Genomic DNA, 26,103 nt, shown 5'->3' with positions numbered 1-26,103 from the left:
TTTGGGTTCTAAGAAAGTTCGTGTGGTTTTCGTCGAGCCCATTCAAGGGATGACGGGCGTCGATCTAATCTTTATTTCATGTCGAGGAAAATCATTTAACTGATTGATAAATAGGTGATTTATTTTGATTTTATGGCGGCCATGATGCGCTTTTCGCCAGAATTCCACGGCCGCGAGCGGCACCTGCACGAAATGGGACCTGGAATAGCCGAAACGCGGGTGGAAAGACCGTATTTCCTCTCTAATGGCTTTAGATATATGTCGTAACTATATGAAAAATATGACTATAAAAATCTTAATGTGAATTCTAGGTTTGTCTGGAAAAGGGCTGGCGCTTGGAACACAGGCCGTCGAACAGCCTGAATCTTTGCGGGCATGGGTTGGTCCACCCTGAACACGCCAAAACAGGAGAGACACCATGAGCAGCAGCCAGCGCAAGCCCTATACGCCCCGCGAGATCGATGACATCGAGGACCGCATGGGCTCGATGGAGCAACTGGATTTCAGTGACCGCAAGGACGAGCGCCAGGGCAGGGTGGGTGACCTGCGTCCCGAGGAAGAGGTGGAGCGCGAGTTCCCCGACCGTCGCGTGCGTGAAGCCGGCATGAGCGGTGGCGAAACCCTGGGGCGCAGCCTGCACGAGGACGGTGTTTCAGCCGACGACCTCAGCCCCGAGACGCTGATCGATGAGAACGAGACCCGCACCGGTCGTGGTCAAGGCGGTGTGCTGCCGGCGGACAAGGACCTGTCGGTGGTGGATGGTGCCGACATCGGCGCCGGTGATGGCCTGGACGAGGCCGAGGAAGCCCGTGCGCGGCCGCTGGACGGCAAGCCCTGGGATGGCGAGGCGGAGTAGCCCGCAGACTCCGGGGAAGCCTTGCGTAGGATGGGTCGGGCGGCGTTCCGCGAGCAACGCGAAACCCATGCGGTGTCGACAACAGGACGTAGCCTGGGCTTCAGCCCGGGAACGCTCCTAGCCAAGCCCCCGGACTAAAGCCCGGGCTACGGGGTCGTGGCCTTGCGGTGGTGCTCGCCGATCGCCGCGAGCCCGCCCAGGGCGTATACCAGCATGTGCTCCAGCAGCGGCTGCGGCTCCGTGTCGAGGCCGGGCAGCACGGTGGTGCTGAGGCTGTCGTGGGCGATCAGCAGGAACAGGCACGGCGAGAAGATATTCAGCGCGCTGCGCAGTACGGCCGGGTCGTCCTCGGGAAGGTTCAGCAGCTCGCCGATGATGCGGCGGGTGGCGCGTGCCTTGGGGAACGACTCCTTCTTCAGGACGGCCGGCAGCAGCGGGGAGGGCGAGAGCAGCTCCCGCGCCAGCACCTTGGCCGGCCAGGCCAGGCGTGGGCTGCCGAGGCTGGCCAGCAGCTCGGTGATCAGCCGACGCAGTTTGTCTTCGCCGGAGAGTTCGCTGGCGGTCAGGGCTTCCAGGGTCTCCAGGGTCATGATGCGCTGGTGGGCTTCCAGCAGCACGGCGGTGTACAGGCCGTCCTTGCCTTCGAAGTGATAGTTCACCGCCGCCACGTTGGCCTGCGAGCGGGCGCAGATCTCCTTGCTGGTGGCATTGGCGAAGCCGCGTTCAGCGAAAACCTGGCCGGCGATCTCGAGAATCTGCTGGCGCGTGGCCTGGCCATCCTGGCGAGGCGCGCGGCTTGGGGCCTGCTGCTCGGTAGTTGTCATGGAGCCGACTCTTCTTGTCTTAGTTTAAATTCAAATTTGACTTTGCTTTTGGCCTGTCCTAGCGTCTCTGGGGCCGACATCGCCTTGCCTGGGCGGTGAGATATGTGATCCACCCGCACCTGGTCCTCATCGAACCCAACGATGCAGGTTAACTTCAATGCAAACACGTGTGATGGTGCCATTCAGTTATTTTTCCTTGCCCATGCAGAAGCAGTTCCTGCGCAATCGCGAGGCGATCCGCGGCAAGCCCTATGCGCGCTTCTTCAGTGGCGATATGCGCGTCCCGCTGTCCGCCATGCGCCTGCTGCAGCAGGGGCCGTTGCCCCTGGAGCAGACGCTGACCCCCTCGGTGGACGACATCAATCGCCTGCTCGACCCGGACTATGCCAGCGCAGAGGCCGGGTACGCCCTGCTGGACGGGCCGATGGCCTATGTCCAGAGCCGCAAGTTCTTTCCGGGCTGCACGGCGCAGATGTTCGAGTGGTGGTTCCTCTGGCATCCGCTGGAAGCCGAGCGCTACATGCTCTGGTTCCCTTATGCCCATGTGAAGAACCCCTGCCTGAACGCCCATAAGCTCTGTGACACCGACCGCTGCTTCAAGCACCGGCTGTATGGCAACAGCTTCTGTGCCACGGAATACGTCGGTTCGCGGCTGATGGACCTGAAGATCGACTTCCACGACCCGGCGGAGCTGGGCCTGGACCCGGCGTTGTACCGCGAGGCGAAGATCGATGGCAGCGTCAGCGCACTGATGAGCCTGGCCCAGGAGCCGGATATGCCGGTGTCGCTGATGGTCCATCTGTTCAAGGAAACGGAGGAGGGGATGTGGCTGACCAGCCGTTACTGGGTCGGTGCGCATCCATCGATGGCGCGGTTCCCCGGGGCGGAGCGGGCGGAACAGCTGCTGGCGAGGCTGGGATTGGATGCCGCCGGGCTGGAGGAGCTGGCGTTCGAGTTCGCGGTGCATGATCTGTGCGAGTTCAACCATCTGGCGAGCTTCCTGCCGGAACTCTACCGCGAGTTTTCAGGCCACCCGGCCTAACGCTTGAGCGACCCGCGATCCCTGCGGGTCTCGTTCTGGCCTCAAGCGGTGGGGGAGGCGCAGACACCGTTGATCAGCAAGTTGATGAAATCGTCGATGTCCTGTTCGGCGCGCAACTGATCGGTGAGCAACCGGTACCAGCAGAAGCCGAAGATCATATCGAGCAGCAGATCCTGGTTGATGTCCTTCGGCAGCTCGCCGCGATTCACCGCATTTTCCACCAGGCGCTTGGGCACTTCCCGGCGCCGCTCCATGAACTGGTCCTTGAGCTCTTCGAGCGTCTCCGGGTCCAGCTGGGCTTCGGCGATGACGCTGCGGAAGGCCAGGCCGCAAATGGTTTCCCGCCAGATATTCCAGAGATTGTGCAGCAGAAAGGAGAGATCTTCGCGGAATGAGCCCAATTCCGGAAAGACCCTGACCTGCTCGCTTTCCTTCTCGTAGACCTCCGCAATCAGCGCGGCCTTGTTCCGCCACCAGCGATAGATCGTCGGCTTGCTGGCGCTGGCGCGTCGGGCAACGGACTCGATGCTCAGTCCGGCATAGCCGCTTTCCATCAGTATTTCCGTCGTCGATTTGAGGATGGCTTTGTGCGCATGCGGGCTGCGCAGCGAGCCGATGGAGCTCCTGGAGCGGGTTCGAGTCAAGGCAAAGTCCCCATAGAAAATGTATTGACAAACGGATTCTAAGGTATAGGCTCGTTTTTACGAAACGATACGGACCGTTTCGAGTAGTTATTCTGTAACAGAATCCCTCTTGAGATGAGGGGACCAGGTCGGCGGTCACATATCACAGGCAGATAGACCCTAGGCTACCGGTTTCCCAATCTCATAGGTAACTGAAGCAAAATTGTTTCCTAAAATAGATACGGTACGTTTCGTATCTTGTTGAGAGGGTGAGAACAACCAGTAGATACCCGCGCAGTGCCTTCAAGGCCTGAGCCGCGCTGAAAACAGCGCGCGCAAGCGCGAGACTTCGCGTGATGTACATCGGTGCCCGTGTGTAAACGGACGCCGTGGACGCGTGCGGCGAGCGAATGGAGTTCTCGCTCCCGACTATCAGAACAACAACAAGCAAGACTTTCTTTTCGAGGTGATTTGCGTGCTGCCTATCCCGGACGGCAAGGGATGGCTCGTCTCAATGAAAATGTGCTCAAGAGGATATAGACCGTGCAAAAGACAGGAATAGTCAGCTACGGCTACGGGTTGCCAGTGTGCCGCCTGAAAGTCGAGGACGTGCTTAGTGTGTGGCGTAATGCCGACCTGAGATTGGTCAAGGAGCAGTTAGGAATAACCGAGCGTGCGGTGCTGCAGCCGGACGAGGATGTCATCACCCTGGGCGCCCAGGCGGCACAGCAGGCGTTGGAGCGGGGCGGCATCGCCGAACTCGAAGCCCTTTACCTGGGCACCTGCACCAACCCCTATGAGTCCCGCGCCTCGGCGGCGGTGATTCTGGAAATGCTCGGCAGTGGCTACGACGCGTTCTGCGCCGACGTCCAGTTCGCCGGCAAGTCCGGCACCTCGGCGCTGCAGATCGGCCACGCGCTGGTCGCCTCGGGCATGGCCCGCAACGCCCTGGCCATCGGCGCCGACACCATCAACCGCAACACCGCCCCGGGCGACCTCACCGAAGCCTATGCCGGTGCCGGTGCCGCCGCGCTGCTGCTGGGCCGCGACAACCTGATCGCCGAGTTCGACGGCAGCGTCTCCTGCGCCGCCGACGTCGCCGACAACATCCGCCCCCAGGGCGAACGCTACATCCGCTCCGGCATGGGGCTGGGCTCCGACAAGAACAGCATCGGCCTGGAAGAGCAGACCGCCCGCGCCGTGCACGGCCTGTTCAAGAAGCTCGGGACCTCCAGCAGCGACTACGACTACGTGGTGTTCCAGCAGAACCTGGTCTCGACGCCGTATTCGCTGGGCCGTCATCTCGGTTTCGAGGCGCGCCAGGTGGAGCCCGGCATCTACGCCGGCAGCGTTGGCGACACCGGTGCGGCCAGCCCGCTGCTGGGGCTGATCAACGTGCTCGACCAGGCGCGGCCGGGCCAGAAGATCCTGCTCTCCTCGTATGGGTTCGGCGCCGGCAGCGATGCCATTGCGCTGACGGTCACCGACGCGATCCTCGCCTACCAGCAGCGCGCCAAGCCGCTGCGCAAGGTGCTGGAGAACAAGGTGTACGTGGATTACGGCACGTCGATCAAATACGAATTCAAGTATTTGCGCGCTGACTACGCCCTGACCGCCTACCTCTAGAACAGCCCGTACCTGCAAGGAGCACAACCATGACTGCACGTCGCGTTGCAATCGTGTCGGCCGCCCATACGCCGAAACCCGGCAACTCCCGCGTCCGGCAGACCTTCAAGGAAATGATCGTCGAGTCCGCCTACCAGGCCATCCACGCCGCGAAGATGCACCCGCGGGAAATCCAGGGTGTCGCCTACGGCTACCACGGCGAAGGCATTTCCGAATACGGCGGCCTCGGCCCGACCCTGTCCGACGCTCTGGGCATCAGCCCGGCGCCCACCTTCATGAGCACCGCCAACTGCACCAGCAGCTCGGTGTCGTTCCAGATGGGCCATCAGATGGTCGCCTCCGGGGAGTACGACATCGTCCTCTGCGGCGGCTTCGAGAAGATGACCGACCACTTCAACTACGCCGAGTACATCGGTTCGAGCACCGAGTGCGAGTACGACTACTTCCTCGGCATCTCCCACACCGATGCCTTCGCCCTGGCCACGGCCGAGTACTTCCACAAGTACGGTTACGCCGGCCGCGAGGCGGACGTGCTCGCCAGCTTCGGCCGGCAGATGCGCATCTACGCCCACAACACCCCGGGTGCCACCCGCTTCGGCCAGCCGATCCCCAGCCTCGAGGAACTCAAGCGCACCGAGGCCTGCGGCTCCATGCTGGCCTGGGGCGAGGCGAGCGGTTGCGCCATCCTGGTGGCCGAGCACCTGGCGCACAAGTACACCGACAAGCCGGTGTTCATCCGCGGCTGCGCCTACACCGGCGTCTCGCACTACTACGGCACCCGCTACCACAACCCGACGCTGAAGTACCCGGGCCTGCCCCAGGACGTCGGCATGGCGGTATCGGCCAACTCCATCGCCTGCGCCGAGATCGCCTACAAGAAGGCCGGCATCACCGCCAAGGACATCGACGTCGCCCAGGTCTACGACCTGCTCGGCGCCGGGCTGATCCAGATGGAATCCATGGGCGCCTGCAAGCCCGGCCAGGCCGGTGATTTCGTGCGCGAGGGCGGCATCGCCCTGGACGGGGAACTGCCGCTCAACACGGATGGCGGCAACATCGGTCGCGGTCACGCCTCGGGCGCCGACGGCATCCTCCACATCACCGAACTGTTCCGCCAGTTGCGCGGCGAGTCCCAGAACCAGGTCCCCGGGGCGCGCATCGCCGTCTCGCAGAACCTGGGGGGCTATGCCGCCCACAACTCGGTGATCGTCCTGTCCAACGACTAAGGAGTGTCGACCATGTCTCTCTACCCCGAACAGATCCACCGGATGACCACCGCCAGCATGCTCCGCGAATGGCGCGAGCATGGCGGCAAGTACCGGCTCGAAGGCACCCGCTGCGACGAGTGCCAGGAGATCTTCTTCCCCCGGCGCAGCGTCTGCGGCGCCTGCAACTCGCTCAAGGTCAGCGCCTATCGCTGCCAGCGCACCGGCCATATCGAAGTCATGGCCAATGCCGAGAACCCGATTCTCGCGGCCATGGGCTATGGCGAAGTGGTGCCGCGGCACATCGCCATGGTGCGTCTCGACGACGGCCTGGTGATCGCCTCGGAGATCGTCGACGTCGTCGACCAGGCCCAGCTCAAGGTGGGGGCGCGCGTGAGGATGGTGGTACGCAAGCAGGTGCGCGAAAGCAACCTGGCCTGGCAGTACGCCTACAAGTTCGTGCTCGACCACTGAGTGTTCCGCTCGCGGAGCCTGCATGGGCTCCGCGGCAGCCATAACAAGAACCTTTTTCCGGCGTGCGGTTTAACGCCCTTTTCTCCTGCTGACGCCTCCTGGGAAGTGCTGGCCCTCGCCAGCGCCGACGGGCTTGGCTGTGCCTGAAGAACGGGTTTGTACCCACCGAATGAACAAATTTTGAACGATTAACGAGGATTCATCATGTCGACTCTTTGCCAGCCCCACGTACTGTTCCCGCAACACAAGATCACCCAGCAGCAGATGATCGAGCATCTGGAAAGCCTGCACAGCGACCACCCGCGCATGGCCCTGGCCAAGCGCATGATCCTCAACACCGAGGTCAACGAGCGCCATCTGGTGCTGCCCATCGACGAGCTGGCCATCCACACCGGCTTCACCCACCGCAGCATCGTCTACGAGCGCGCCGCCCGCGAAATGTCTTCGGCGGCCGCGCGCCAGGCGCTGGAAAATGCCGGGCTGACGACGCAGGACGTGCGCATGGTGATCGTCACCTCCTGCACCGGCTTCATGATGCCGTCGCTCACCGCGCACCTGATCAACGACCTCGGCCTGCCCAACTCCACCGTCCAGCTGCCCATCGCCCAGCTCGGCTGCGTGGCCGGTGCCGCCGCCATCAACCGCGCCCACGACTTCGCCACCCTGAAGGACGACAACCACGTACTGATCGTGTCGCTGGAGTTCTCCTCGCTGTGCTACCAGCCGGACGACACCAAGCTGCATTCGTTCATCTCGGCGGCCCTGTTCGGTGACGCGGTCTCCGCCTGCGTGCTGCGTGCGGACGACGAGGCCAAGGGCTTCCGCATCAAGGCCACCGACTCGTTCTTCCTGCCCAACAGCGAGCACTTCATCAAGTACGACGTGAAGGACACCGGCTTCCACTTCACCCTGGACAAGGCCGTGATGAACTCCATCAAGGACGTCGCCCCGGTGATCGAGCGCCTCAACCAGGCCGGCTACCAGCAGAACTGCGCGGAGAACGACTTCTTCATCTTCCACACCGGCGGCCGCAAGATCCTTGACGAACTGGTCCGCCACCTGGACCTGCCGTCCGAGCGCGTCTCGCTGTCGCGCACCAGCCTGTCGGAGGCCGGCAACATCGCCAGCGTCGTGGTCTTTGACGTCCTGCGCCGGCAGTTCGACAGCTCCCCCAAACCCGGCAGCAAAGGCCTGCTCGCCGCCTTCGGGCCGGGCTTCACCGCCGAAATGGCACTCGGTGAATGGGCGGCCTGAGTACCCTCGGGCACGGTGGCGCGGGGTAACCCGCGCCACCCTTTTCGGCTCCTTAGAAGAGGAGGGCTGGCCATGCGCGAGCAGGCAAGCGACACGGGCTGGGATGCCCGCTACGAAACACGCATGGTGATCCTGCTGTCGCTGAGCTTCGGCCTGGTGGGGCTGGATCGCTTCATCATCCTGCCGTTGTTCCCGCTGATCATGCGCGACCTGCAGCTGGACTATCAGGACCTCGGCAACATTTCCGCGGCCCTGGCCCTCACCTGGGGCGTCTCCGCCCTGGGCATGGGTTGCCTGGTCGAGCGCCTCGGCGCCAAGCGCGTGCTGGTGGTCTCGGTGCTGGCGTTCTCCCTGCTCTCGGGCTTCTCCGCCCTGGCCGGGGGCGTGCTCGGGCTGATCCTCCTGCGCGGCCTCATGGGCTTTTCCGAAGGTGCGTTCACGCCCACCAGCATCAGTGTCACCACCCAGGTCTCGCACCCACGGCGCAGCGGCTTCAACCTCGGTGTGCAGCAGGCGGTATTCCCGATCCTCGCGCTCGGGTTCGGCCCACTGATCGCCGCCGGCCTGCTGGCCTGGCTCGGTTCCTGGCGCTGGGTGTTCGTCAGCGTCGCCATCCCGGGGTTCATCCTCGCCTGGCTGCTGCAGCGCACCTACCGCCCGGTCCCGGCGCCGGCCGCCACCACGGCGGAGCGGCCCTGGCACCTGTGGCTGGCAGCCCTGGGCAGCGGCAACGTGCGGCGCAACATCGGCATCATGTTCTGCATCCTCACCTGCCAGTTCGTGCTCTGCGCGCTGCTGCCCAGCTACCTCACCGACCACCTCGGGCTGTCGCTGGAGGCGATGGCGCTGGTGATCTCGGCGATCGGCTTCGGCGGCTTCGTCGGCCAACTGATCATCCCAGGCCTGTCCGACCGCTTCGGGCGCAAGCCGGTGGTGTTGGTCTCGTTCTGCGCCAGCGCCGCACTGGTCGCCACGCTGATCGTCACCCCCGCCGAGCCTTGGTTGCTGTTCCTGGTGCTGTTCTTCATCACCTTCTTCAACTTCAGCCTCATCTGCCTCACCGTCGGCCCGCTCACGGGCGAATCGGTGGCACCGCACCTGCTCACGGCGGCCACCGGCATCGTCATCGGCTTCGGTGAAATCCTCGGTGGCGGCCTGGCGCCGATCCTCGCCGGCTACCTCGCCACCCACCACGGGTTGCCATCGATCCTCTACCTGGCCCTGGCCGGCAGCCTCGCCGGCCTGTGCCTGGCGCTCGGGCTCAAGGAAGGCCGCGCACAGGCACCCCGCGAAGCCACACCGCCGGCCAACGCCGCACTGCTTATTAGGGAGTAATTGAAATGGGCGACTACCTAAAAGTCCTCGACATCGAACACAGCGGCGGGCCGCGCATCGGCCTGCTGGGCGACGACCCCGCGCACACGGTGCGCGTCCACGGCGAAAGCAGCGGCCTCTACCAGACCCTGCAGGACTGCGCGCGCCGCCACCAGGACCACCTGGCGCACCTGCGCCACCTGCCGGGCCTGACCCAGACGCTGCCCGCCCTGCGCCAGGAAACCCGCCTGCGCCCGCCCGCCATGCCCGACAACCCGCTGCTCACCCATGTCAGCGGCCTGCCGCTCGGGGCACAGGATGACGCGGGCTGGTTCTACAAGGGCAACGGCCGCGTCATGCGCATCGACCGCGACGACCTGGAAGTGCCGTACCACGTGCAGGCCATCGCGGCGGAGGCCTGCCTGGTCTCCGTCTACCTGGTGGGTTCGCGGGGGCAGCTGCTCTACGTCGGCGTCACCCTCGGCCACGACCTGCACGACCCGTTGCAGGGCCAGTCCGCCCGCGCGCACCTGCTGGAATGCGCGGTGGCCTCGGAGCTGCTGCTGGGCGAACTGGACGAGCCGCTGCACCTGCGGCAACGCATCGAACGCAATGGCGCCTGCTTCAGCGAAACCCACCTGCGCCTCGACCCGCAAGCCTGGCGCGCCTCGCGGGAAGCCGGCGAAGCCCTGCTGGAACAGCACCCGCAATTCCTCCAGCCGGGCATGGTCCACTACCTGTTCAGCCGCCTCGACAGCGAGATCGTCGCCACGCACCTGCAGCACGGCGACTGCCTGGAACTGAGCTGCCCCATGCTCGACATGCGTCTCGACAACCGCATCGTCGAAGAGGAACTGCGCCACCTGCTGCCGCTCTCATCGCGCCGCCGCGCGGGGCAGGGCAGAGCGGCCTGAGGCGGGGTGCATCCCACAAAAAACGCCGCATTCCCATGCGGCGTTTCTCATTCGAGCTCAAGTGGAAGAGCCGGCAGGATGAACGCGTGCCGTAGGGTGTGCCGTGAGCACCTCGGTGCTTCCGGCGAGCTCCAGGTGCGCGCAGCACACCCTACGACCGGAGTGAATCACGACAGCAAACTTCTTCCTGGTGCTCGATGTTCCATGAGGGACGCAGGGGCGTTCGTTCGACTCCTCAGGCTGGCCGACCGTCCGCTCCGGTGAGCACCTGCTCGAGTCCCTGGCGGTAGGTCGTCACCTCGAACTCGGGGAACCGCTGCTTGAACTTCGAGGAATCGAAGAGATTGTCGTGCTCGTAGCGCGGCAGCAGCTCCCTCAGCTCGCGCACCTGGCGGGACACCAGGCCGACAGCCAGCAAGGTCCACTTGCCGAGCACCTTATAGGAGGGCTCGCGGCCAACCCGCTCGGACGCCAGGGCCACGAACTGCCGGTAGGTCAGTCGGTCGTCATCGCAGGGCAGGTGCCAGGTCTGCTCGAAAGCATCCGGCGCATTGCCGAGGGCGGCTAGCGCACGGCTTGCGTCCGGGGTCCAGATCAGGGTGCGCCGGGTGTCATCCCGCACCGGTACGCGTGGCGTCTGGCCCACCTTGAGTTTGTCGATGACCAGGGTGTTGGTGATGCTCTGCGTCTTGTCCGGGCCATAGAACTCAGGGGCCCGGCCGATAAGCACCGGGATCTCTCCCCGCGCCATCTCCTCCAGCACCATCGACGCCATCTTCGCGCGCACCCGGCCTTTGCGGCCGACCGGGGCGAACGGCGTCGCTTCGGTCAGCGGGCGCGCGTCCTGCGGGTACATATAGGTGTTGTCGAAATAGACGAACCGGGCCTTGGCCGCACGGGTCGCCTCCAGGGCGTTCTTCAGCATCACCGGGAACTGCGTCTCCCAGAGCTGCGTATCCGGTGGCAGGCCCGCCGTGAAATAGACAGTGTCGCTCCCCTCGACCGCCCTGGCCGCCTGCCCGGCATCCAGCAGGTCCGCCGGCAGCAGCGTATCGGCGTCATTGACCTTGCGCGGGCTGCGGCTCACCAGCCGAAGGTCCGTCGTATAGGCGCGGTTCAGCTCCCGCGCCAACTCCACCGCGATCTGGCCGGTGGCACCCAGGATGGTTTGCATGGGGTCTCCTCAAGTCCGTAGTGCGCCCGGAAGCGAAGGGCACGGGGCGCTGGGTCGAACCCTAAGGTTCAAGTTCGGTTCAAGGTCAAGCCGCGCCGGACCGCCATTCACGACCGGATTGGCGGAGATAAACATGCTGAATGGTAGTTGGCCGGCCAGCGGGCGCCGCCGGGGCAGGAAACGCCGCACCTCCATGCGGCGTTCTCGCTGCTGCCCTAGAAGAACCGCTTCCAGCTAGGCCCATCACTCAGCGCCGGGTCATCGTGTGCCGCCATAAAGCGCGGCAGGTCCCGCCGCGCGATCCACAGCTCCCCCTGCCAGCGCAGGGCCGCCACGCGCTGATTGGCCCAGGTCATCAGGATGCGCCGTGGGCTGGCATCGGCCTCGCGGTGGTAATCGTGCAGCGCGGGGATCACCTCATCGCTGATCCACTGGCTCAACGCGCAATGCTCGGGGTGGCCAAAGCGATACAGCGCGCGGTAAAGCCCGGCTTCGCTGATCAGTTCCAGCTCCTCGCAACGGCCAGTCGCAAAACGCAGCGTCGCGAAACGGTGCTGGTGGGGATACAGGCGCTTGGTCAGCCGATAGGGGCGGGCGGCGGCGATCATCACGGCGAAGTCGATGGCAACAAACCAGGGTCGGTTGTCGATCATTACCGCGCGCAGTTGATGGCAGTGGCGTTGAAAGGTGATGGGGGTGGATGCGTCATGCATGGCGAAGTTCCAATTAAGGTCCATTTTCTTGCCCCGTTTGATGCCTGCAAAAAGCTATTCATCGCTTTGCATGACACTTGGGGCAAACTCGCCAACGTAAGCGGGCTGTCAAACCCGGCCACGGGATTGACCGTGGCCGGAGGAGGATAGGGAGGGGGGCGGTTTAGGGCAAGGGGAGGAGGTTCCTTGCGGACGATGCGTTGTAGATGGAAACTCGCGCCGGGCCTCACCAGCGGCAGTTAAGGCACTAGTTGTAAACAGCAGCAATCGGCCAGAAGCTGCCCCTCAATAAGGCAAGAACTACGCGGTTTCGCTTTGCTATCGCAGTATTAGGTGGCGATGTCCGTAAAGTCGCCGTGATAGCCGGCGGTGTTCAAGCTGTTGGATAGTCTGGCGGCGCTTACGTAACTGGGACACTGAGTGCCCCCCTTGGTTGGGCACTGGGGGCTTCAGGAGTTTTAGGAAACTCGTAGAAGGAGGGAGTTGCTATGTATTTTTACGTAGATGAAAGTGGGCACACCGGGCTAAATTTATTCGACAAGAGTCAGCCGACCCTTTATTACGGGCTGATTACATCAAAGGTAAATCTTGATCTAGTCGCGTCGGACTCCATTAGGAGAATGCGAAATCGATTTGGTGTTGATCGCCTGCATTCAAACGAGCTTGGTGTCGCAAGGCTTTCCGAGATCGCCGAGGAAATAAGAAAACTAAAGAAGAAATATAGGATTACCTTTGATGTTCTAAGGATAATGAAGTCAGATCACGCTCTAATAAGTTTTTTTGATCAGACTTTCGATCAGGGGTTAAATCCTGCTGTTCCATGGAGTTGGTACTGGACGCCGTTGAGGTTTCTTCTCTTGCTTAAGTTGCCGGGTCTGTTCGATGATGAGCTTCTTAGGAAGGCGTGGCAGGCAAGGATTAATGTCAAGGACGCAGAAGCAAATCAGCTATATGTCGAAGTTTGTCAAAAGTTGCTTGTCAGGATTGAACGACTGATTAGAGATCCGCGAGCAAAAGAGATTCTTGTTGATGGGCTTCAGTGGGCAATGACGAACCCAGAAAAAATTCACTACAACGCATACAGTAAAGACGACACGCTACAGATATCGCCGAATCTAATTGGCTTTCAGTCTGTGATGCATACTATTGCACGTCGGCTGGGTAAGGCTCGGGTGGGCGCCTCACGTATTATTGTTGATAGGCAGTCTCAGTTTAATAAGGCTCAAGAGTTTATCGCGAATATTTATGCTCAGGGGAAAGGGTATGTATTCCCAGGTGGGGCGGGGTTGCCGGAAATGGACCTGCGCCATATGCCTATTATTCCACTTACACCAACCCCTGGTGATCAGAGCGTTGGGCTTGAGTTGGTGGACGTGTATTTATGGGTGTTTAAACGATATTTCGAAGGCAAGGACCTTTCTCGCGAATTGCTCTCGCTGATTCTAGATCAGGCAAACTGCGGAACCACCGACGAAGTATCGCTCGAAGGGATTCACAATCGATGGGGGCCGTGGTTCAGAAATCTCCCCGACCCGACGCCAGAGCAGTTAGCAAAGGCAAGGGAGCTGATGGATATCCAGGAAGACCGCAGGCTTGTGCATGTCATACGCGGTAATCAGCGGGCTCAATGACCCTCGGCCTGCTCGCCAGAGGAGCAGGAATGGCTGGTGGAATAGATGCACTTGAGTAAAGTCAGCTTTGGGTTGACTCCGGCCTGTCACGACCGGTAGTAGTCGACCCAAAGCCAACGGTCACGGCAGGCAATAATTTGGTCAAAAATTAATGTTTTGAGCAGGTTAATGTATTCACAGGTTTCACAAATATTACGCGATCTAGTAAAAAGAAACGTAGCCAAATTGACGAAGATCCTCCTCAAGCCATCCAACTACAGAGTTAAGTTCCTCATCATCGATGGAGTGTCGAAGTCGACTCAAAAGCGCAAGGGCGTCAGCCACAGATTGAGCTTGCGCGGCACTAATGGCGAATAATAGTGCGCTGTGACGGATACGCCCATCCTGGCTGATATCAATCGCGATGGATTCCATAATCCCTTGCGTGTCCGTCATAGTGTCGATCAGCGCATGCACATATTGCCCTATTGTTCCCCTATCAATTCCTGCATCATCTATTGCAGAGAGCATTGTCAAAGCATCTCTGCGTTCAAATCGCTCCCTCATGAAAAGAAGAGCGCTACGACGAACCATCTCATTAATAATGTTTCTCTTGCTCCAGAAAATTTCACCATGCCCTGGGATGTGGGAAAGTTGCACTATCAGTTCACGAAGAAGAGCGTGCCCTCTGTAGTTTGAAATGCAGGAGATTAGGTAATACCACGTTGCTGGTTGATTTCGATGGTACGCAAAAAGAGCCCGCAGACCGTCAAGGCAGCGCTCCACGTCATTTCGAATGGAGAGACTCTCAAGCGCTTGCCCGAAGTTTGATTCGCGGCTGTATTGGTCTCGATACTGCAGGCAATGATTTCGAAACTCTAAGAATGTGGACTCCGAAAAATCTTGGTCAGCATAGATTGTGTAGGGTCCATCGGTGATGGCCGAGGGGGTCTTTCGAAGGTGATCAGTGATATCGACCCAAACTGCCTTTTTTCTTTCTGGATCAAAGACTACTGCAAGCACAGGTAATATGTGAGACGCCCAGTACTCGAAGTGATCACGGTCTGATTGGAGGGCATATCGGCCAGAAGGACTACGGTAGGATGCCCCTGATTTTATCTGTAAAGCCACGCAGCAGCCGGTGGCATTCTCTTCGACTACAAATTCAATATAGGCATCGTTACCTAAGTCGTTATGAAGATCGATTTCTTGAAAAATTGAGTTCTGGCGCTCAATCAATCCTTTTACGAAGTTGACTCCATCACGACTAGTGGCCTGTGAACGCTTTCGTTTCGTCGTCATATTGCTCGCGAAGCCTAAGGATTGAGCTTTGACATACTACTCTAGGGTCTACCTGATTAGTATTGTATTGATTGATCTCAGTTCAGTGCCTGCCAAGATTCGCTCTTGTCCGAAAGTGGTCGCTTAACGCCTAGAGCCACCGCGATCTGCGAAGCGCCGCTGCCATCGCAGTTGACTACGTAGAGCTAGAACCCTGGGGCGGCAAAGCTTCTTGTCACTCAACACTCGATTCGATAACCACGCCCATCCAGACAAGGCTCTTTTCATTTAATGTCCTCACATCCCCCAAATCCCTCATCAGGCCCCCATCGTGTTCAAGAAAATCAAAGGCATTCTCGGCATCCAGCCCAAACCCGCTGGTGAAAACAGCTATGGCGACCATCTCCGTGGTGGTGCGGACGAGACCTGGCCTGAGGCCCTGAACCGTTTCGAGTCGTTCTGCCGGAGCCTGCATGCGTTCTACGACGAGGAGGGGGAAACCTATGAGCTGTACTTCGACGAGTACTTCCAGGACGGCACGCTGTTCGAGTGGCCGGGCGCCGTATCCGACGAGGACCTGCTGAGCGCCGAGACGCAGTGTGCGTTCGCCATGCCGGAAGCGTTGAAGGCGCTATTCAGGAAGCGCTTCGCCATCTACGACGTCGTTGCGGATCGCGGCCGCTGGGGCGACCGTCGCATTCTCGAAATCTACGGGCGTTCGACCTCGACCTCCTACCAATGCCTGCACGCGTTCTGCCCGGCGATCGCCTGGAACTTCGGCGATTACTTCGTCGAGGAGGAGCTGTCGAAGGAGCAGATCGAGCACCTGAGCGCCAACTATTTCTGCTTCGGGCGCTGGTCGGACGATGACCACTACTGCACCTATCTCCTGGTGGACCGCCATGGCAACTACGGGCGGTTCCGCTTCCACACCGAGGACTATCCCGGCACCGTGCAGCGGCTCGAACCGTTGCTGAACGGCCAGCCTCTCGATATGACGCTGGATGCGCTGATGGTGTGGGCGATCAACAACTCGATGGAGTACCTGCTCGAACGTAACGATCTGCCCAGTCCTCACGGGAAAGAGGCTTGAGGCGTCCAGCTGGGTAGGTAGCAGTCGGTTAGAGGCATATTTCATGGAAGAAACCGAACTCAATGCTCATGAAGCTTGGGAGGCTGGAAATCTAGCTCTTGCGCTTGAGCTTTTCTCGATCTGTGCAGCCCAGGGCTCAGAAGGCTGCATGCTGGATCTTGGCTATTTTTATGATGAGGGTATTGGAACGCCTCAAGATAAAAAGCAAGCCATGTACTGGTACAAGAGGGCCTATCGGCTAGACAGCAGTTCGGCTGCTTCAAATATCGCCATCCTTTATCGAGAGCAAGGTCGATTCAATCGAGCCGCTCAATGGTTTCGGCGCGCCGTACATCTGAAGGATGGTAATGCAGAGGTTGAGCTGGCCAAGCTATTGATTGCGGGCAAGGGCGTTCGGAAGTCTCTTCCGACAGCGGTGGAACACCTGCGGAACGCGCTAGCCTCTGATCGCATTACACCCGCAGGTATTGAGGAAGCAGAAGCGCTGTTAGCTCAGGTGCAACGTGGCGAAAATAGCGTGGGGTTATATGACAACCGACGAAGCATCCAGGCTAATTCGAGAAGCTGCCGCACGATTTGCCGACGCCAATATTGATTGGAAAAGAGCACGTATCGGGCTATTCGGATTCTGGGTTGGAGACAATCCACTCAATGAAGCGGAAACCTCTTTGCAGCGGGCGCAGCTCTCTGAGGATGCTTGGGCGCAGCTGCACAGTGACAGGAAAAATCCTTATACGTGCCTTGTCGAGTTCATGTCTCTTGGCGGGGTAGTTATCCGCTGGGAGCAACATATTCTGGATATTCAGCTTCCCAGTGGGGAGAGGCTTGGTCTCCCCGAAGTCACGTTCGAGCAAGCAAGGCGCACTGTCTGATCGCGTTCAAAACGCTCAGTCCAACTACCGGCCACTTAGCTGAATCGTTAGCGTCAGATCGATCTGACGTGAGTGCGTGCTCCTGGCAGTGAGCAGGCACTCAGCATCCTCCCTCAAACCACAAAGAACCCACTCGTCCCATCCCGCCCCAACTGCTCCACCAACCCAAACTCCCAATCGAGATACGCCTGCATGGCCTCGCGCGGGTTGTCGGTGCCTTCGTAGGGGCGGCGGTAGCGGTCGATGCGCGGTGACAGCAGGCCGTTTTCGCCGGCTTCCACCGGCAGGCCGGCGTCGGCCCAGGCGGTGTTGCCGCCGTCGAGCAGGAAGGCGGGTTTGCCGGTGAGGGCGGCCACTTCGTCCACGGCGAAGCGGGCCAGCAGGCCGCTGCCGCAGGTGAGCACGTAGCGTTCGGCCCTGGGTGCAGCAGTGAGGGCTTCGCGCAGTTGGGCGCGCAGCACCCAGCGGGCGCCGGGGATGTGGCGTTTGACGTGGTTGGCACTGGTGGTGAAGTCGAGCACCGCCGTGTCGCCTTGCTTCAGCCAGGTGGCCAGGGTCTGCGGGGCGATGGCTTCGACCTGGGGCAGGGCGGGCAGGGCGGGGCGCCAGGCGCCGCTTTCGCTGAAGTCCGATGCGGTGAGCCCATCCAGCACATGCACTTCCCAACCCAGTTGCGCCAGCCAGGAGCCGGTCATGTTGGCGCGGGTGCCGTCGTCGTCGGCCAGCACGATGCGGGCGCCACGCACGCTGGCGTAGTGGTCGGTCTCCTGCACCAGTTGGCCACCGGCGACCCAGCGGGCGCCGGGCAGGTGGCCGGCGCGGTATTCCTCTTCGGTGCGCACGTCGAACAGGTAGGTGGTGCGGCCGGCCTCGGCGCGCCAGTCGTGCAGCTGTGTGAGGCCGGCGCGGCGCACGCCGGCCTTGTCGGCCACGGCGCGGGCTGCCTGTGCGGCCTGTTCGCGGGTGTGCTGGCCGACCTCGGTGAAGCGCCGCTGCTGGCCATGCTCCAGCGTCTGCCCGGCGAGGGTCCAGCCGATGGTGCCGTTGCGCAGGGCGGCCACCGGGTTGGGGATGCCGGCGTTCACCAGGGATTGGGTGCCGATGATGCTGCGGGTGCGCCCGGCGCAGTTGACGATCACCCGGGTGGCCGGGTCCGGCGCCAGTTCGCGCACGCGCAGCACCAGTTCGGCGCCGGGCACGCTGATGGAACCGGGGATGTTCATGGTCTGGTATTCGTCGAAGCGGCGGGCGTCGAGCACCACCACGTCGGCCTTGGCATCCAGCAGTGCCTTTACCTCTTCGGCGGCGAGGGAGGGCGTGTGGCGCTGGCTTTCCACCAGCTCGCCGAAGGCCTTGCTGGGTACGTTGACGTCGCGGAACAGCTCGCCGCCGGCCTCACGCCAGCCGGCGAGGCCGCCTTCCAGCAGGGCCACGTCGCTGTAGCCCAGTTGCAGCAGGCGTTCGGCGGCGCGCTGGGCCAGGCCTTCGCCGTCGTCGTAGAGGGTCACGGCGGTGTCGCGGCGGGGCACCCGGTCGAGCACTTCCAGCTCGAGCTTGGACAGCGGGATATTGGCCGCGAACAGCGGGTGCTCCTCGGCGAAGGGGGCTTCCTCGCGCAGGTCGATGAGGGCGACTTCCTCGGCGGCCAGGAGGGCGGATCGGATGGCGGCGAAACTGCGGCTGGGGATACGGCTCATGGTGCCAGGCTCTCTTTCGACAGGTCCCAGATATTGGGCAGGTGGAGGTTGGAATAACCGGAGATGAAGGGCTTCTCGACGCCGCCCTCGGCATAGACGGCGCGGCGTACCGCGCCGATGTTGGCGCCGTACACGTGGATGCTGATGGAGGTGCGGTTCTCGAAGGCGTTGCGCACCTGGTGGATATCGCCTACCTGGGGCGACACGGCGACCACATCGCCCGGCTGCAGGGATTCCGCAGCGCCCTGGGGCCGCAGGCTGCCATCGGCGTTGCGGGCAAAGCCCTGGCTGAGTTCGGCGCCGCGCAGCATGCCGATCAGCCCCCAGGTGCGGTGGTCGTGCACCGGGGTCGATTGGCCGGGGCCCCAGACGAAGCTGACGATGGAGAAGGCCTGGCGCGAGTCGGCGTGCAGCAGGTACTGCTGGTAGCGCTCCGGGCTGGGCTGGGCGTAGGCGTCCGGCAGCCAGTCATCGGTGCTCACCAGGTCGCGCAGCAGCGCGGCGCCCTGGTCGAGTATCCGTGGCTCGTCCGGTGCCTGGGCGAGGAGGTCGGCGAGGTCGACGATAAAGCCGCGTAGCCGTCCGAGGTTGGGCGTTTGAGACATGGTTCCCTCGATGTCCGTGAGTGCGCAGCGGTAACCGCTACCGTGCCGGGGCAAAAGATATTATTCTTCTTGCGTATTCTTCCAGCCATTTATTATGCGAATAAAGAATGAAGATAGATGATATCGATGCATTCGTGGCCGTCATCCGCAGCCAGTCGATCAGCCAGGCGGCGGAGTCCCTGCAGCTCACCCAGCCGGCCATCACCCGGCGTGTGCAGAACTTTGAGGAAGCCCTGGGCGTCAGCCTGCTGGACCGCAACACCAAGCCGTTGAAGCCCACGCCCATGGGCATGCGCGTGTACGAGCAGTGCCGCTCGGTGCTGCGCGAAATGGACGCCCTGCGGGAACTGGTGCTGAGTGATTCCTCCCCCAGCGGCGCGCTGCGTCTGGGGGTGCCGCAGACCATCGGCGACGTGGTGCTGCTGGACGCCCTCAGCCAGCTCAAGGCCCTTTACCCGGACCTGCAGACCCAGGTCTCCACCGGCTGGGGCAGCCACCTGCTGGGCAAGATGGAGAACGGCGAGCTGGACGCCGTGGCGGCGCTGTTCCCGGCGGGCAAGGTGTTCCCCGAGGGCATAGTCGGGCGCTCCCTGGCGCGCATGGACCTGGTGGTGGTCGCAGCCAAGGGCGAGGTGCGCAAGCGTTCCTGCAAGCTCGCCGATTGCTACCAGCGCGGCTGGGTGCTGAACCCGGATGGCTGCGGCTTCCGCGCCGGCCTGCAACGCGCCCTGAGCGACGAGGGGCTGTCGCTGCGCATCAATCTGGAGACCTTCGGCACCGAGCTGCAGCTGGGGCTGATCGCCAATGGCCTGGGCTTCGGCCTGGTACCGCGCCCGCTGCTGGAGAACAGCCGTCATCGAGAGCGCCTGGAAGTGGTGCCGGTGAGCGACTTCAAGCCGGTGATCGACCTGTGGCTGATCCACCCGCGCTTCCTCGGCAACCTGCAGGCGCCGGTGGGTCTGTTCGGCGAGACCGTGGCCCAGCGCGTGGCACATCAGGTGGAGGAGGGGGCGGGCGCATCATAACCAAAGCATCTTGCATATAACTGCAAATGTTAGATGCGCAATTTGTATATTAGATTAGAACCAGATCGAATTTCACTGCGGTTTTTTAGATGGATAGCATGTGGGTCAAGCCAGGCTGCAGCGGGCTCGATCCAATCTCCCGCCTGCGGCCCCCGACCATTGGAAAGGCCCTGAGCGAGGAGAAGGAATGTCCCGGCGAAGCAACGCCCTGGTGCCCCCAGGCACCGCACTGACGGCCCTGCTGGCGCCCCTGCGCTGGAAGGGCTGGAGCAACCTCGGCCTGCGCCTGGTCAGCCCGCTGGTGCTGCTCCTGCTCTGGGAGCTGGCCTCCCGCACGGGGTTATTGCCGGCGCGCATCATCGCCGCACCCAGCGCCATCGGCGACACCCTCTGGCAGATGATCGCCAGCGGCGAGCTGGCCGGGCACCTCTGGGTGTCCCTCAAGCGCGCCCTCAGCGGCCTGGCCATAGGCGTGTCCCTCGGCACCGTGCTGGCCCTGCTGGCCGGCCTGTCGCGGCGCGGCGAACTCATCATCGACTCCCCCGTGCAGATGCTGCGCACGCTGCCGTTCCTGGCCATCGTGCCGCTGTTCATCCTCTGGTTCGGTGTTGGCGAGACCCCGAAGATCGCCCTGATCGCCCTCGGCACCACCTTCCCGGTCTACCTCACGCTGTTCTCCGGTATCCGTGGCGTCGACCCCAAGCTGGTCGAGGCCGGGCGCATGTTCGGGCTCAGCCGCCTGGAGCTGGTGGCCCACGTCATCCTCCCCGGCGCCTTGCCATCCTTCTTCGTCGGCCTGCGCTACGCCTTCGGCATCAGCTGGCTGGGCCTGGTGGTGGTGGAGCAGATCAACGCCAGCGCCGGCCTCGGCTACCTGGTCAACGACGCCCGCGACTTCATGCGCACCGACGTGATCGTCATCTGCCTCATCGTCTACAGCGTGTTGGGCCTGTCCATCGACGCCCTGGTGCGCCTGCTCGAACGCCTGGCCCTGGCCTGGCGCCCCACCTTCATAAGGAACTGACCATGGATGTTGCGCTGCAACGCCTGCGCCCACCGGTGCGCGTGCGCGGGCTGACTCGTCGCTTCGCCGGCCAGGCCGTGCTCGACGGCCTCGACCTGGAGCTGGGCGCCGGCGAATTCGTCGCCCTGCTGGGGCGCAGCGGCTCGGGCAAGACCACCCTGCTGCGCGCCCTGGCCGGGCTGGACGCGGTGGACGGCGGCACGCTGGAGGTGCCCGAGGCCCATGCGGCGGTGTTCCAGGAGCCCCGGCTGATGCCCTGGAAGCGCGCCTGGCGCAACGTCGCCCTCGGCCTGCGCGGCGCCAACCCGCAGACCCGCGCCCTGGCCGCGTTGCAGGAAGTGGGGCTGGGCCATCGTCTCGACGCCTGGCCGGGCACCCTCTCTGGTGGCGAGGCGCAGCGGGTGGCCCTGGCCCGCGCCCTGGTGCGCGAGCCGCAATTGCTACTGCTCGACGAACCCTTCGCCGCGCTGGACGCCCTGACCCGCATCCGCATGCACCAGCTGATCATCGAGCTGTGGCGCACTCACCAGCCCTCGGTGCTGCTGGTCACCCACGACGTCGACGAGGCCGTGCTGCTGGCCGACCGCGTGGTGGTGCTGGAGGCCGGGCGCATCGCCGAGCAGATCCCCGTGCGCCTGTCGCGGCCGCGGGAGGTCGCCAGCCGCGGCTTCCAGGAGCTGCGCCAGCACCTGCTCACCCTGCTCGGCGTCGAAGCGCCGGCCAGCCCCTTCGTCCACACCCTCGCACGGACCGCCCAACGATGAGCCTCGACCTGAAAACTGCCAAGGAGACGGCCCGCGTGCCCGACCTCGATTCCCCGGCCTTCGCCGACCTGCTGGCCCAGCTCAGCGACGAGTTCGCCGCCAGCGCCGCCCATTACGACCGCCACGGCGAATTCCCCCACGCCAACCTGCGCCGCCTGCACGAGCACGGCCTCGTCGCCCTCACCGTGCCGCGCCGCCTCGGCGGCAGCGAGGCGAGCCTGGCCCAGGCGCGCCGGGTGATCGCCGCCGTGGCCCGGGGCGAGCCCTCCACCGCCCTGGTGCTGGTGATGCAATACCTGCAGCACGCGCGCCTGCAGAACAACAAGGCCTGGCCCGAGCACCTGCGCCTGCAACTGGCCCGCGAGGCGGTGGAAGAGGGCGCGCTGATCAACGCCCTGCGTGTGGAGCCGGACCTGGGTACCCCCGCCCGCGGCGGCCTGCCCGGCACCATCGCCCGGCGCATGCCCGAGGGCTGGCGCATCAGCGGGCGGAAGATCTACTCCACCGGCATCCCCGGGCTCACCTGGTTGTCGGTCTGGGCGCGCAGCGACGAGGCCGAGCCCCGCGTCGGCACCTGGCTGGTGCACCGCGACACGCCGGGCATCCGCATCGAGGAAACCTGGGACCACCTGGGCATGCGCGCCACCTGCAGCCACGACGTGGTCTTCGACGACGTCCTGGTGCCTGACGAATATGCCGTGGACATCCTCCCCGCCAGCCAGCCGCGCCCCTCGGAGTTGGACTCCAGCGGCGTGCTCTGGCTCGCCGTGCTGCTCTCCAGCATCTACGACGGCGTCGCCCGCGCCGCCCGGGACTGGCTGGTGGGCTGGCTGGCCGAGCGCACGCCGGCCAACCTCGGTGCGCCGCTCTCCAGCCTGCCGCGCTTCCAGGAACTGGTGGGGCGCATCGACGCACTGCTGCTGTCCAACCGCGTGCTGCTCGACGCCGCCGCCGAAGGCCGCATCCCCGCCAGCGAGGCGACCCAGGTCAAGTACCTGGTCACCACCCAGGCCATCACCGCCGTGGAGCTGGGCGTGGAAGCCATCGGCAACCCGGCCCTGGCCCGTGGCAACCCGCTGGAGCGGCACTACCGCGATGTGCTCTGCAGCCGCATCCACACCCCACAGAACGACGCCATCCTCGGCGCCGCCGGCCGTGCCGCGTTCGCCTTGCCCAGCCGGGGCGGGCAGGCATGAGCCGGGCGCGCATCGCCAGCCAGCTGGACGGCACCTTCAACGAGCTGCTGCGCGCGCGCCTGCCGGGCGTGGAGGTGCTGGACCTGCCTCGTGGCCTGCCCAGCACGCTGCCGACGGACATACAGGTGCTGCTCGCCGCGCCCCATGCCGACTGGCGCAACGCCGCCGAGCCGCCCCCCGGCTGGCCCTCCGGCCTGGGCTTCGTGCAGCTGGCGAGTTCAGGGCTGGATTTCTTCCCGCCCTGGCTGTTCGACGGCCCGCCGGTGGCCAGCGCCCGGGGCGCCACCGCCAGCAGCATCGCCGAGTTCGCCCTGGCGGCCATCTTCGCCGCCGCCAAGCAATTGCCCGAGCTGTGGATCGACAACGCCGGGGCCTGGAAGCAACGCCCGCTGGCGTCCCTCGCCGGCAGTACGCTGGGGCTCTACGGCTTCGGCAGCATCGCCAGGGACCTGGCGCGCAGGGCCCTGGCGCTGGACATGCAGGTGCTCGCCCTGCGCCGTTCACCCCAGCCCTTCGGCCTGGACGGCGTGCAGCGCGCCGCCGATATCCACGAGCTGTTCGCCCGCGCCGATCACCTGGTGCTGGCCGCGCCGGCCACCGCCGAGACGCGCCATGTGGTGAACCGCCAGACCCTGGCCTCGGCGCGCCCTGGCCTGCACCTGATCAACGTCGCGCGCGGCGCCCTGGTGGACCAGGCCGCGTTGCTGCAGGCCCTGGACGACGGGCGCCTGGCCCTGGCCAGCCTCGATGTCACCGACCCCGAGCCGCTGCCGGCCGGGCACCCGTTCTACAGCCATCCCCGTGTACGGCTGAGCCCCCACACCTCGGCCAACACGCCGCAGGTGTACCGCAACCTCGTCGCGCTCCTGGCGCGCAACCTCGAACGTTTCCACAGCGGGCAACCGCTGGAGAACCTGGTGCAGGCCACGCGTGGCTACTGAGCCCGCCGGCCCTTCAAGGAGAAACCGCATGACCGCCAGGCTGACCGGCCTCACCGGCACCCCGCAACCCACCGCCTACTCGCTGCCCCGCGACGGCCACACCGTATTCCGCTGGCAAGAGCCGCCGCAGCAGCCCACGGTCGAGGCCGAGCGCCTGCTGCGCAAGCAGCGCCTGGCCGGCTCCTTCCGCCTGTTCGCCCGGTACGGCTTCGACATGGGCGGCGCCGGGCACATCACCGTGCGCGACCCGGAGTTTCCCGATCATTTCTGGGTCAACCCGGTGGGCGTCTACTTCGGCCATATCCGCGTCTCCGACCTGCTGCTGGTCAACCCCCACGGCGAGATCGTCGAAGGGCAGGGCGCGCTCAACCTCGCCGCCTTCGCCATCCACGCCGCGCTGCACGAGGCCCGGCCGGACGTGGTCGCCGCCGCCCATGCCCATTCGCTCTATGGCAAGGCCTGGTCCAGCCTCGGGCGCCTGCTCGACCCGCTGACCCAGGACGCCTGCGCCTTCCACGGCAAGCACGCGCTGTTCGACAACTTCACCGGCGTGGTGCTGGAAGCCAGCGAGGGCGCGCGCATCGCCGCCACCCTGGGGCCGAGCAACGTCGCGCTGATCCTGCAGAACCACGGCCTGCTCACCGTGGGCCGCACCGTGGAGGCCGCCGTCTGGCGCTTCATCGCCCTGGACAACGCCGCCCACGCCCAACTGCTGGCCGAAGCCGCCGGCACGCCCCGGCCCATTCCCCCGGCCGTGGCCGAACACACCGCGCGCCAGGTGGGCACCGAATTCGGCGGCTGGTTCAGCTTCCAGCCCTACTGGGACCGCCTGTTGCGCGACGAGCCCGACTTCCTCGACTGATTGCAAGGAGCACCCATGAACCGCCGTCACTTCCTCCAGTACTCCGCCCTGGCCGGGCTCGCCTGCGCGCTGCCCACGGCCTTCGCCCGGGACTGGAACGGCATCGGCCTGAACGTCGCCACCTACAAGGGCGCGGCGCCCACCTTCTTCGACGAGGCGGGCATCGAGCGCCCGCCCTACGCGGTGAAATACGCCGAGTTCAACGGCGGCAACCTCGGTTTCGAGGCGCTGATCAGCGGCACCCTGGACCTCGCGCCCATGAGCGAGATCCCACCCATCTTCGGCATCAGGAACCAGGCGCCGGTGAAGCTCATCGCCGTGCTCACCGGCGACGTCAACAACCAGGCCTTCGTGGTGCCCAAGGGCTCGGCCATGCAGTCCCTGGCGGAGCTGCCGGGCAAGCGCGTGGGCTACATCCGCTCCACCTCGTCGCACTACATGCTGCTGCGCGCGCTCAAGGAACAGGGCCTGACCCTGGCCGATATCCAGCCCTTCGCACTGACGCCCCAGGATGGTTTCGCCGCCTTCCAGAACGGCAACCTGGATGTCTGGGTGACCTTCGGCTACTTCATCCAGCTGGCCGAGCTGCGCAGCGGCGCGCGGGTGCTGCGCACGGGGCAGGGCTACCTCTCCGGCAACTACGTGATCGCCGCCAACCAGCGCGCCATCGACGACCCGGGCAAGCGCGCCGCCATCGAGGACTACGTCCAGCGCGAGTACCGCAGCTGGCAATGGGTGCAGCACAACCCGGAGGCCTGGGCGGCCAAGAGCGAGAAGATCCTCGGCATCCCCCGCGAGGTGTTCCTCGCCCAGTACAAGGCCCAGAGCGGGCCGCGCGTGCTGCAGGCGGTGGACGACGCCGCCGTGCGCTCCCAGCAGGAGGTGGCCGACACCTTCTTCGAGGCCGGCGTGCTGCCGCAGCGGCTGGATGTGGCGCCGTTGTGGGATCGGAGCTTCCGCTGGGGCTGATGGGCGCGCTGTTTTTCAATGGGTATCCGCGTGTGCGGGGATGCCGGGGGTTGTGTACGGCCTTCCCCCTGACCGTCACCCTCGCGAACGCGGGGGCCTACTGGACCAAGCCGGGTTTCACCCGACCTACGACTGCCCGCAAGGA

At 63.9% G+C, this 26,103-nt stretch carries 25 protein-coding genes; 18 read left to right on the top strand and 7 right to left on the bottom strand.

What is annotated here, in order from left to right:
* The first annotated feature begins 418 nt into the window (after nucleotides 1-418).
* Nucleotides 419-856, top strand: coding sequence for a phosphotransferase system, HPr-related protein (locus PI990_RS16180; protein ID WP_271657731.1), 438 nt, complete (start codon nucleotides 419-421; stop codon nucleotides 854-856).
* A gap of 146 nt (nucleotides 857-1,002) precedes the next feature.
* Here the strand turns inward: PI990_RS16180 and PI990_RS16175 are convergent, their stop codons facing one another.
* Nucleotides 1,003-1,680, bottom strand: coding sequence for a TetR/AcrR family transcriptional regulator (locus PI990_RS16175; RefSeq protein ID WP_021221859.1), 678 nt, complete (start codon nucleotides 1,678-1,680; stop codon nucleotides 1,003-1,005).
* A gap of 157 nt (nucleotides 1,681-1,837) precedes the next feature.
* Between PI990_RS16175 and phlG the strand changes: the two genes are divergently transcribed.
* Nucleotides 1,838-2,722, top strand: coding sequence for a 2,4-diacetylphloroglucinol hydrolase (gene phlG, locus PI990_RS16170; RefSeq protein WP_271657730.1), 885 nt, complete (start codon nucleotides 1,838-1,840; stop codon nucleotides 2,720-2,722).
* Nucleotides 2,723-2,763: 41 nt separating this feature from the next.
* Here phlG and PI990_RS16165 read toward each other — a convergent pair whose 3' ends face one another.
* Nucleotides 2,764-3,366, bottom strand: a complete 603-nt coding sequence (locus tag PI990_RS16165) for a TetR/AcrR family transcriptional regulator (RefSeq protein ID WP_031288662.1) — start codon at nucleotides 3,364-3,366, stop codon at nucleotides 2,764-2,766.
* Between the two features lie 522 nt (nucleotides 3,367-3,888).
* Between PI990_RS16165 and PI990_RS16160 the strand changes: the two genes are divergently transcribed.
* The 6 genes from PI990_RS16160 (at nucleotide 3,889) to PI990_RS16135 (ending at nucleotide 10,132) form a co-directional block, all read left to right on the top strand.
* On the top strand, nucleotides 3,889-4,971 hold the full coding sequence (locus tag PI990_RS16160) for a hydroxymethylglutaryl-CoA synthase (RefSeq protein ID WP_271657729.1): 1,083 nt from the start codon (nucleotides 3,889-3,891) through the stop codon (nucleotides 4,969-4,971).
* 29 nt (nucleotides 4,972-5,000) lie between these two features.
* Nucleotides 5,001-6,197, top strand: coding sequence for a thiolase family protein (locus PI990_RS16155; RefSeq protein ID WP_271657728.1), 1,197 nt, complete (start codon nucleotides 5,001-5,003; stop codon nucleotides 6,195-6,197).
* 12 nt (nucleotides 6,198-6,209) lie between these two features.
* The gene (locus tag PI990_RS16150; protein WP_271657727.1) at nucleotides 6,210-6,650 is read left to right on the top strand and encodes a Zn-ribbon domain-containing OB-fold protein; all 441 of its coding nucleotides are present in this window, start codon (nucleotides 6,210-6,212) and stop codon (nucleotides 6,648-6,650) included.
* Between the two features lie 204 nt (nucleotides 6,651-6,854).
* Complete coding sequence (locus PI990_RS16145; protein WP_263402606.1) at nucleotides 6,855-7,904, top strand: type III polyketide synthase; 1,050 nt, start codon at nucleotides 6,855-6,857, stop codon at nucleotides 7,902-7,904.
* Nucleotides 7,905-7,976: 72 nt separating this feature from the next.
* On the top strand, nucleotides 7,977-9,239 hold the full coding sequence (locus PI990_RS16140) for an MFS transporter (RefSeq protein WP_271657726.1): 1,263 nt from the start codon (nucleotides 7,977-7,979) through the stop codon (nucleotides 9,237-9,239).
* Between the two features lie 5 nt (nucleotides 9,240-9,244).
* A complete protein-coding gene (locus tag PI990_RS16135) occupies nucleotides 9,245-10,132 on the top strand; it encodes a fumarylacetoacetate hydrolase (RefSeq protein ID WP_271657725.1) in 888 nt (295 codons plus the stop codon).
* Nucleotides 10,133-10,367: 235 nt separating this feature from the next.
* Here the strand turns inward: PI990_RS16135 and PI990_RS16130 are convergent, their stop codons facing one another.
* Both PI990_RS16130 and PI990_RS16125 read right to left on the bottom strand, forming a co-directional pair.
* Complete coding sequence (locus tag PI990_RS16130) at nucleotides 10,368-11,306, bottom strand: NAD-dependent epimerase/dehydratase family protein (RefSeq protein ID WP_271657724.1); 939 nt, start codon at nucleotides 11,304-11,306, stop codon at nucleotides 10,368-10,370.
* A gap of 215 nt (nucleotides 11,307-11,521) precedes the next feature.
* Nucleotides 11,522-12,019: a BRO-N domain-containing protein gene (locus tag PI990_RS16125; protein ID WP_271657723.1), complete on the bottom strand. Its 498-nt coding sequence runs from the start codon at nucleotides 12,017-12,019 to the stop codon at nucleotides 11,522-11,524.
* A 488-nt stretch (nucleotides 12,020-12,507) separates the two neighbouring features.
* Here PI990_RS16125 and PI990_RS16120 point away from each other — a divergent pair, with 488 nt between their 5' ends.
* Nucleotides 12,508-13,650 carry a DUF3800 domain-containing protein gene (locus tag PI990_RS16120; protein WP_271657722.1) on the top strand — a complete coding sequence of 381 codons (1,143 nt, stop codon included), beginning with the start codon at nucleotides 12,508-12,510 and terminating at the stop codon, nucleotides 13,648-13,650.
* Nucleotides 13,651-13,851: 201 nt separating this feature from the next.
* On the opposite strand, the gene PI990_RS16115 is transcribed toward PI990_RS16120, so the two are convergent.
* Nucleotides 13,852-14,931 carry a DUF4365 domain-containing protein gene (locus tag PI990_RS16115; protein WP_271657721.1) on the bottom strand — a complete coding sequence of 360 codons (1,080 nt, stop codon included), beginning with the start codon at nucleotides 14,929-14,931 and terminating at the stop codon, nucleotides 13,852-13,854.
* A 310-nt stretch (nucleotides 14,932-15,241) separates the two neighbouring features.
* On the opposite strand from PI990_RS16115, the gene PI990_RS16110 reads away from it, so the two are divergent.
* Both PI990_RS16110 and PI990_RS16105 read left to right on the top strand, forming a co-directional pair.
* Nucleotides 15,242-16,003 carry a hypothetical protein gene (locus PI990_RS16110; protein WP_271657720.1) on the top strand — a complete coding sequence of 254 codons (762 nt, stop codon included), beginning with the start codon at nucleotides 15,242-15,244 and terminating at the stop codon, nucleotides 16,001-16,003.
* 43 nt (nucleotides 16,004-16,046) lie between these two features.
* Nucleotides 16,047-16,598 (top strand): tetratricopeptide repeat protein, encoded by a 552-nt coding sequence (locus tag PI990_RS16105; RefSeq protein ID WP_271657719.1) that lies wholly within the window; start codon nucleotides 16,047-16,049, stop codon nucleotides 16,596-16,598.
* 390 nt (nucleotides 16,599-16,988) lie between these two features.
* Here PI990_RS16105 and PI990_RS16100 read toward each other — a convergent pair whose 3' ends face one another.
* The gene (locus PI990_RS16100) at nucleotides 16,989-18,572 is read right to left on the bottom strand and encodes a rhodanese-related sulfurtransferase (RefSeq protein ID WP_271657718.1); all 1,584 of its coding nucleotides are present in this window, start codon (nucleotides 18,570-18,572) and stop codon (nucleotides 16,989-16,991) included.
* Nucleotides 18,569-19,177 carry a cysteine dioxygenase gene (locus PI990_RS16095; protein WP_271657717.1) on the bottom strand — a complete coding sequence of 203 codons (609 nt, stop codon included), beginning with the start codon at nucleotides 19,175-19,177 and terminating at the stop codon, nucleotides 18,569-18,571. The genes PI990_RS16100 and PI990_RS16095 overlap by 4 nt, the downstream gene beginning before the upstream one ends.
* Nucleotides 19,178-19,284: 107 nt before the next feature.
* Here PI990_RS16095 and PI990_RS16090 point away from each other — a divergent pair, with 107 nt between their 5' ends.
* The 7 genes from PI990_RS16090 (at nucleotide 19,285) to PI990_RS16060 (ending at nucleotide 25,958) form a co-directional block, all read left to right on the top strand.
* Nucleotides 19,285-20,202 (top strand): LysR family transcriptional regulator, encoded by a 918-nt coding sequence (locus PI990_RS16090; RefSeq protein WP_263402616.1) that lies wholly within the window; start codon nucleotides 19,285-19,287, stop codon nucleotides 20,200-20,202.
* Between the two features lie 187 nt (nucleotides 20,203-20,389).
* Nucleotides 20,390-21,226, top strand: coding sequence for an ABC transporter permease (locus PI990_RS16085; protein WP_317891589.1), 837 nt, complete (start codon nucleotides 20,390-20,392; stop codon nucleotides 21,224-21,226).
* A 2-nt stretch (nucleotides 21,227-21,228) separates the two neighbouring features.
* Nucleotides 21,229-21,990 carry an ABC transporter ATP-binding protein gene (locus tag PI990_RS16080; RefSeq protein WP_043246746.1) on the top strand — a complete coding sequence of 254 codons (762 nt, stop codon included), beginning with the start codon at nucleotides 21,229-21,231 and terminating at the stop codon, nucleotides 21,988-21,990.
* Nucleotides 21,987-23,186, top strand: a complete 1,200-nt coding sequence (locus PI990_RS16075; protein WP_271657716.1) for an acyl-CoA dehydrogenase family protein — start codon at nucleotides 21,987-21,989, stop codon at nucleotides 23,184-23,186. Before PI990_RS16080 ends, PI990_RS16075 begins: the two co-directional genes overlap by 4 nt.
* Entirely contained in the window at nucleotides 23,183-24,127 is a 945-nt protein-coding gene (locus tag PI990_RS16070; protein WP_271657715.1) for a D-isomer specific 2-hydroxyacid dehydrogenase family protein, read from the top strand. Before PI990_RS16075 ends, PI990_RS16070 begins: the two co-directional genes overlap by 4 nt.
* Before the next feature lie 28 nt (nucleotides 24,128-24,155).
* On the top strand, nucleotides 24,156-24,989 hold the full coding sequence (locus PI990_RS16065; RefSeq protein ID WP_213624852.1) for a class II aldolase/adducin family protein: 834 nt from the start codon (nucleotides 24,156-24,158) through the stop codon (nucleotides 24,987-24,989).
* Between the two features lie 15 nt (nucleotides 24,990-25,004).
* Nucleotides 25,005-25,958: an ABC transporter substrate-binding protein gene (locus tag PI990_RS16060; protein ID WP_271657714.1), complete on the top strand. Its 954-nt coding sequence runs from the start codon at nucleotides 25,005-25,007 to the stop codon at nucleotides 25,956-25,958.
* Nucleotides 25,959-26,103: the final 145 nt, after the last annotated feature.

The organism is Pseudomonas sp. TUM22785 (genome assembly GCF_028198105.1).
GTDB classification, from domain to species: Bacteria; Pseudomonadota; Gammaproteobacteria; order Pseudomonadales; family Pseudomonadaceae; genus Metapseudomonas; species Metapseudomonas solani.
This window is presented reverse-complemented; position numbering and strand designations above follow the sequence as displayed.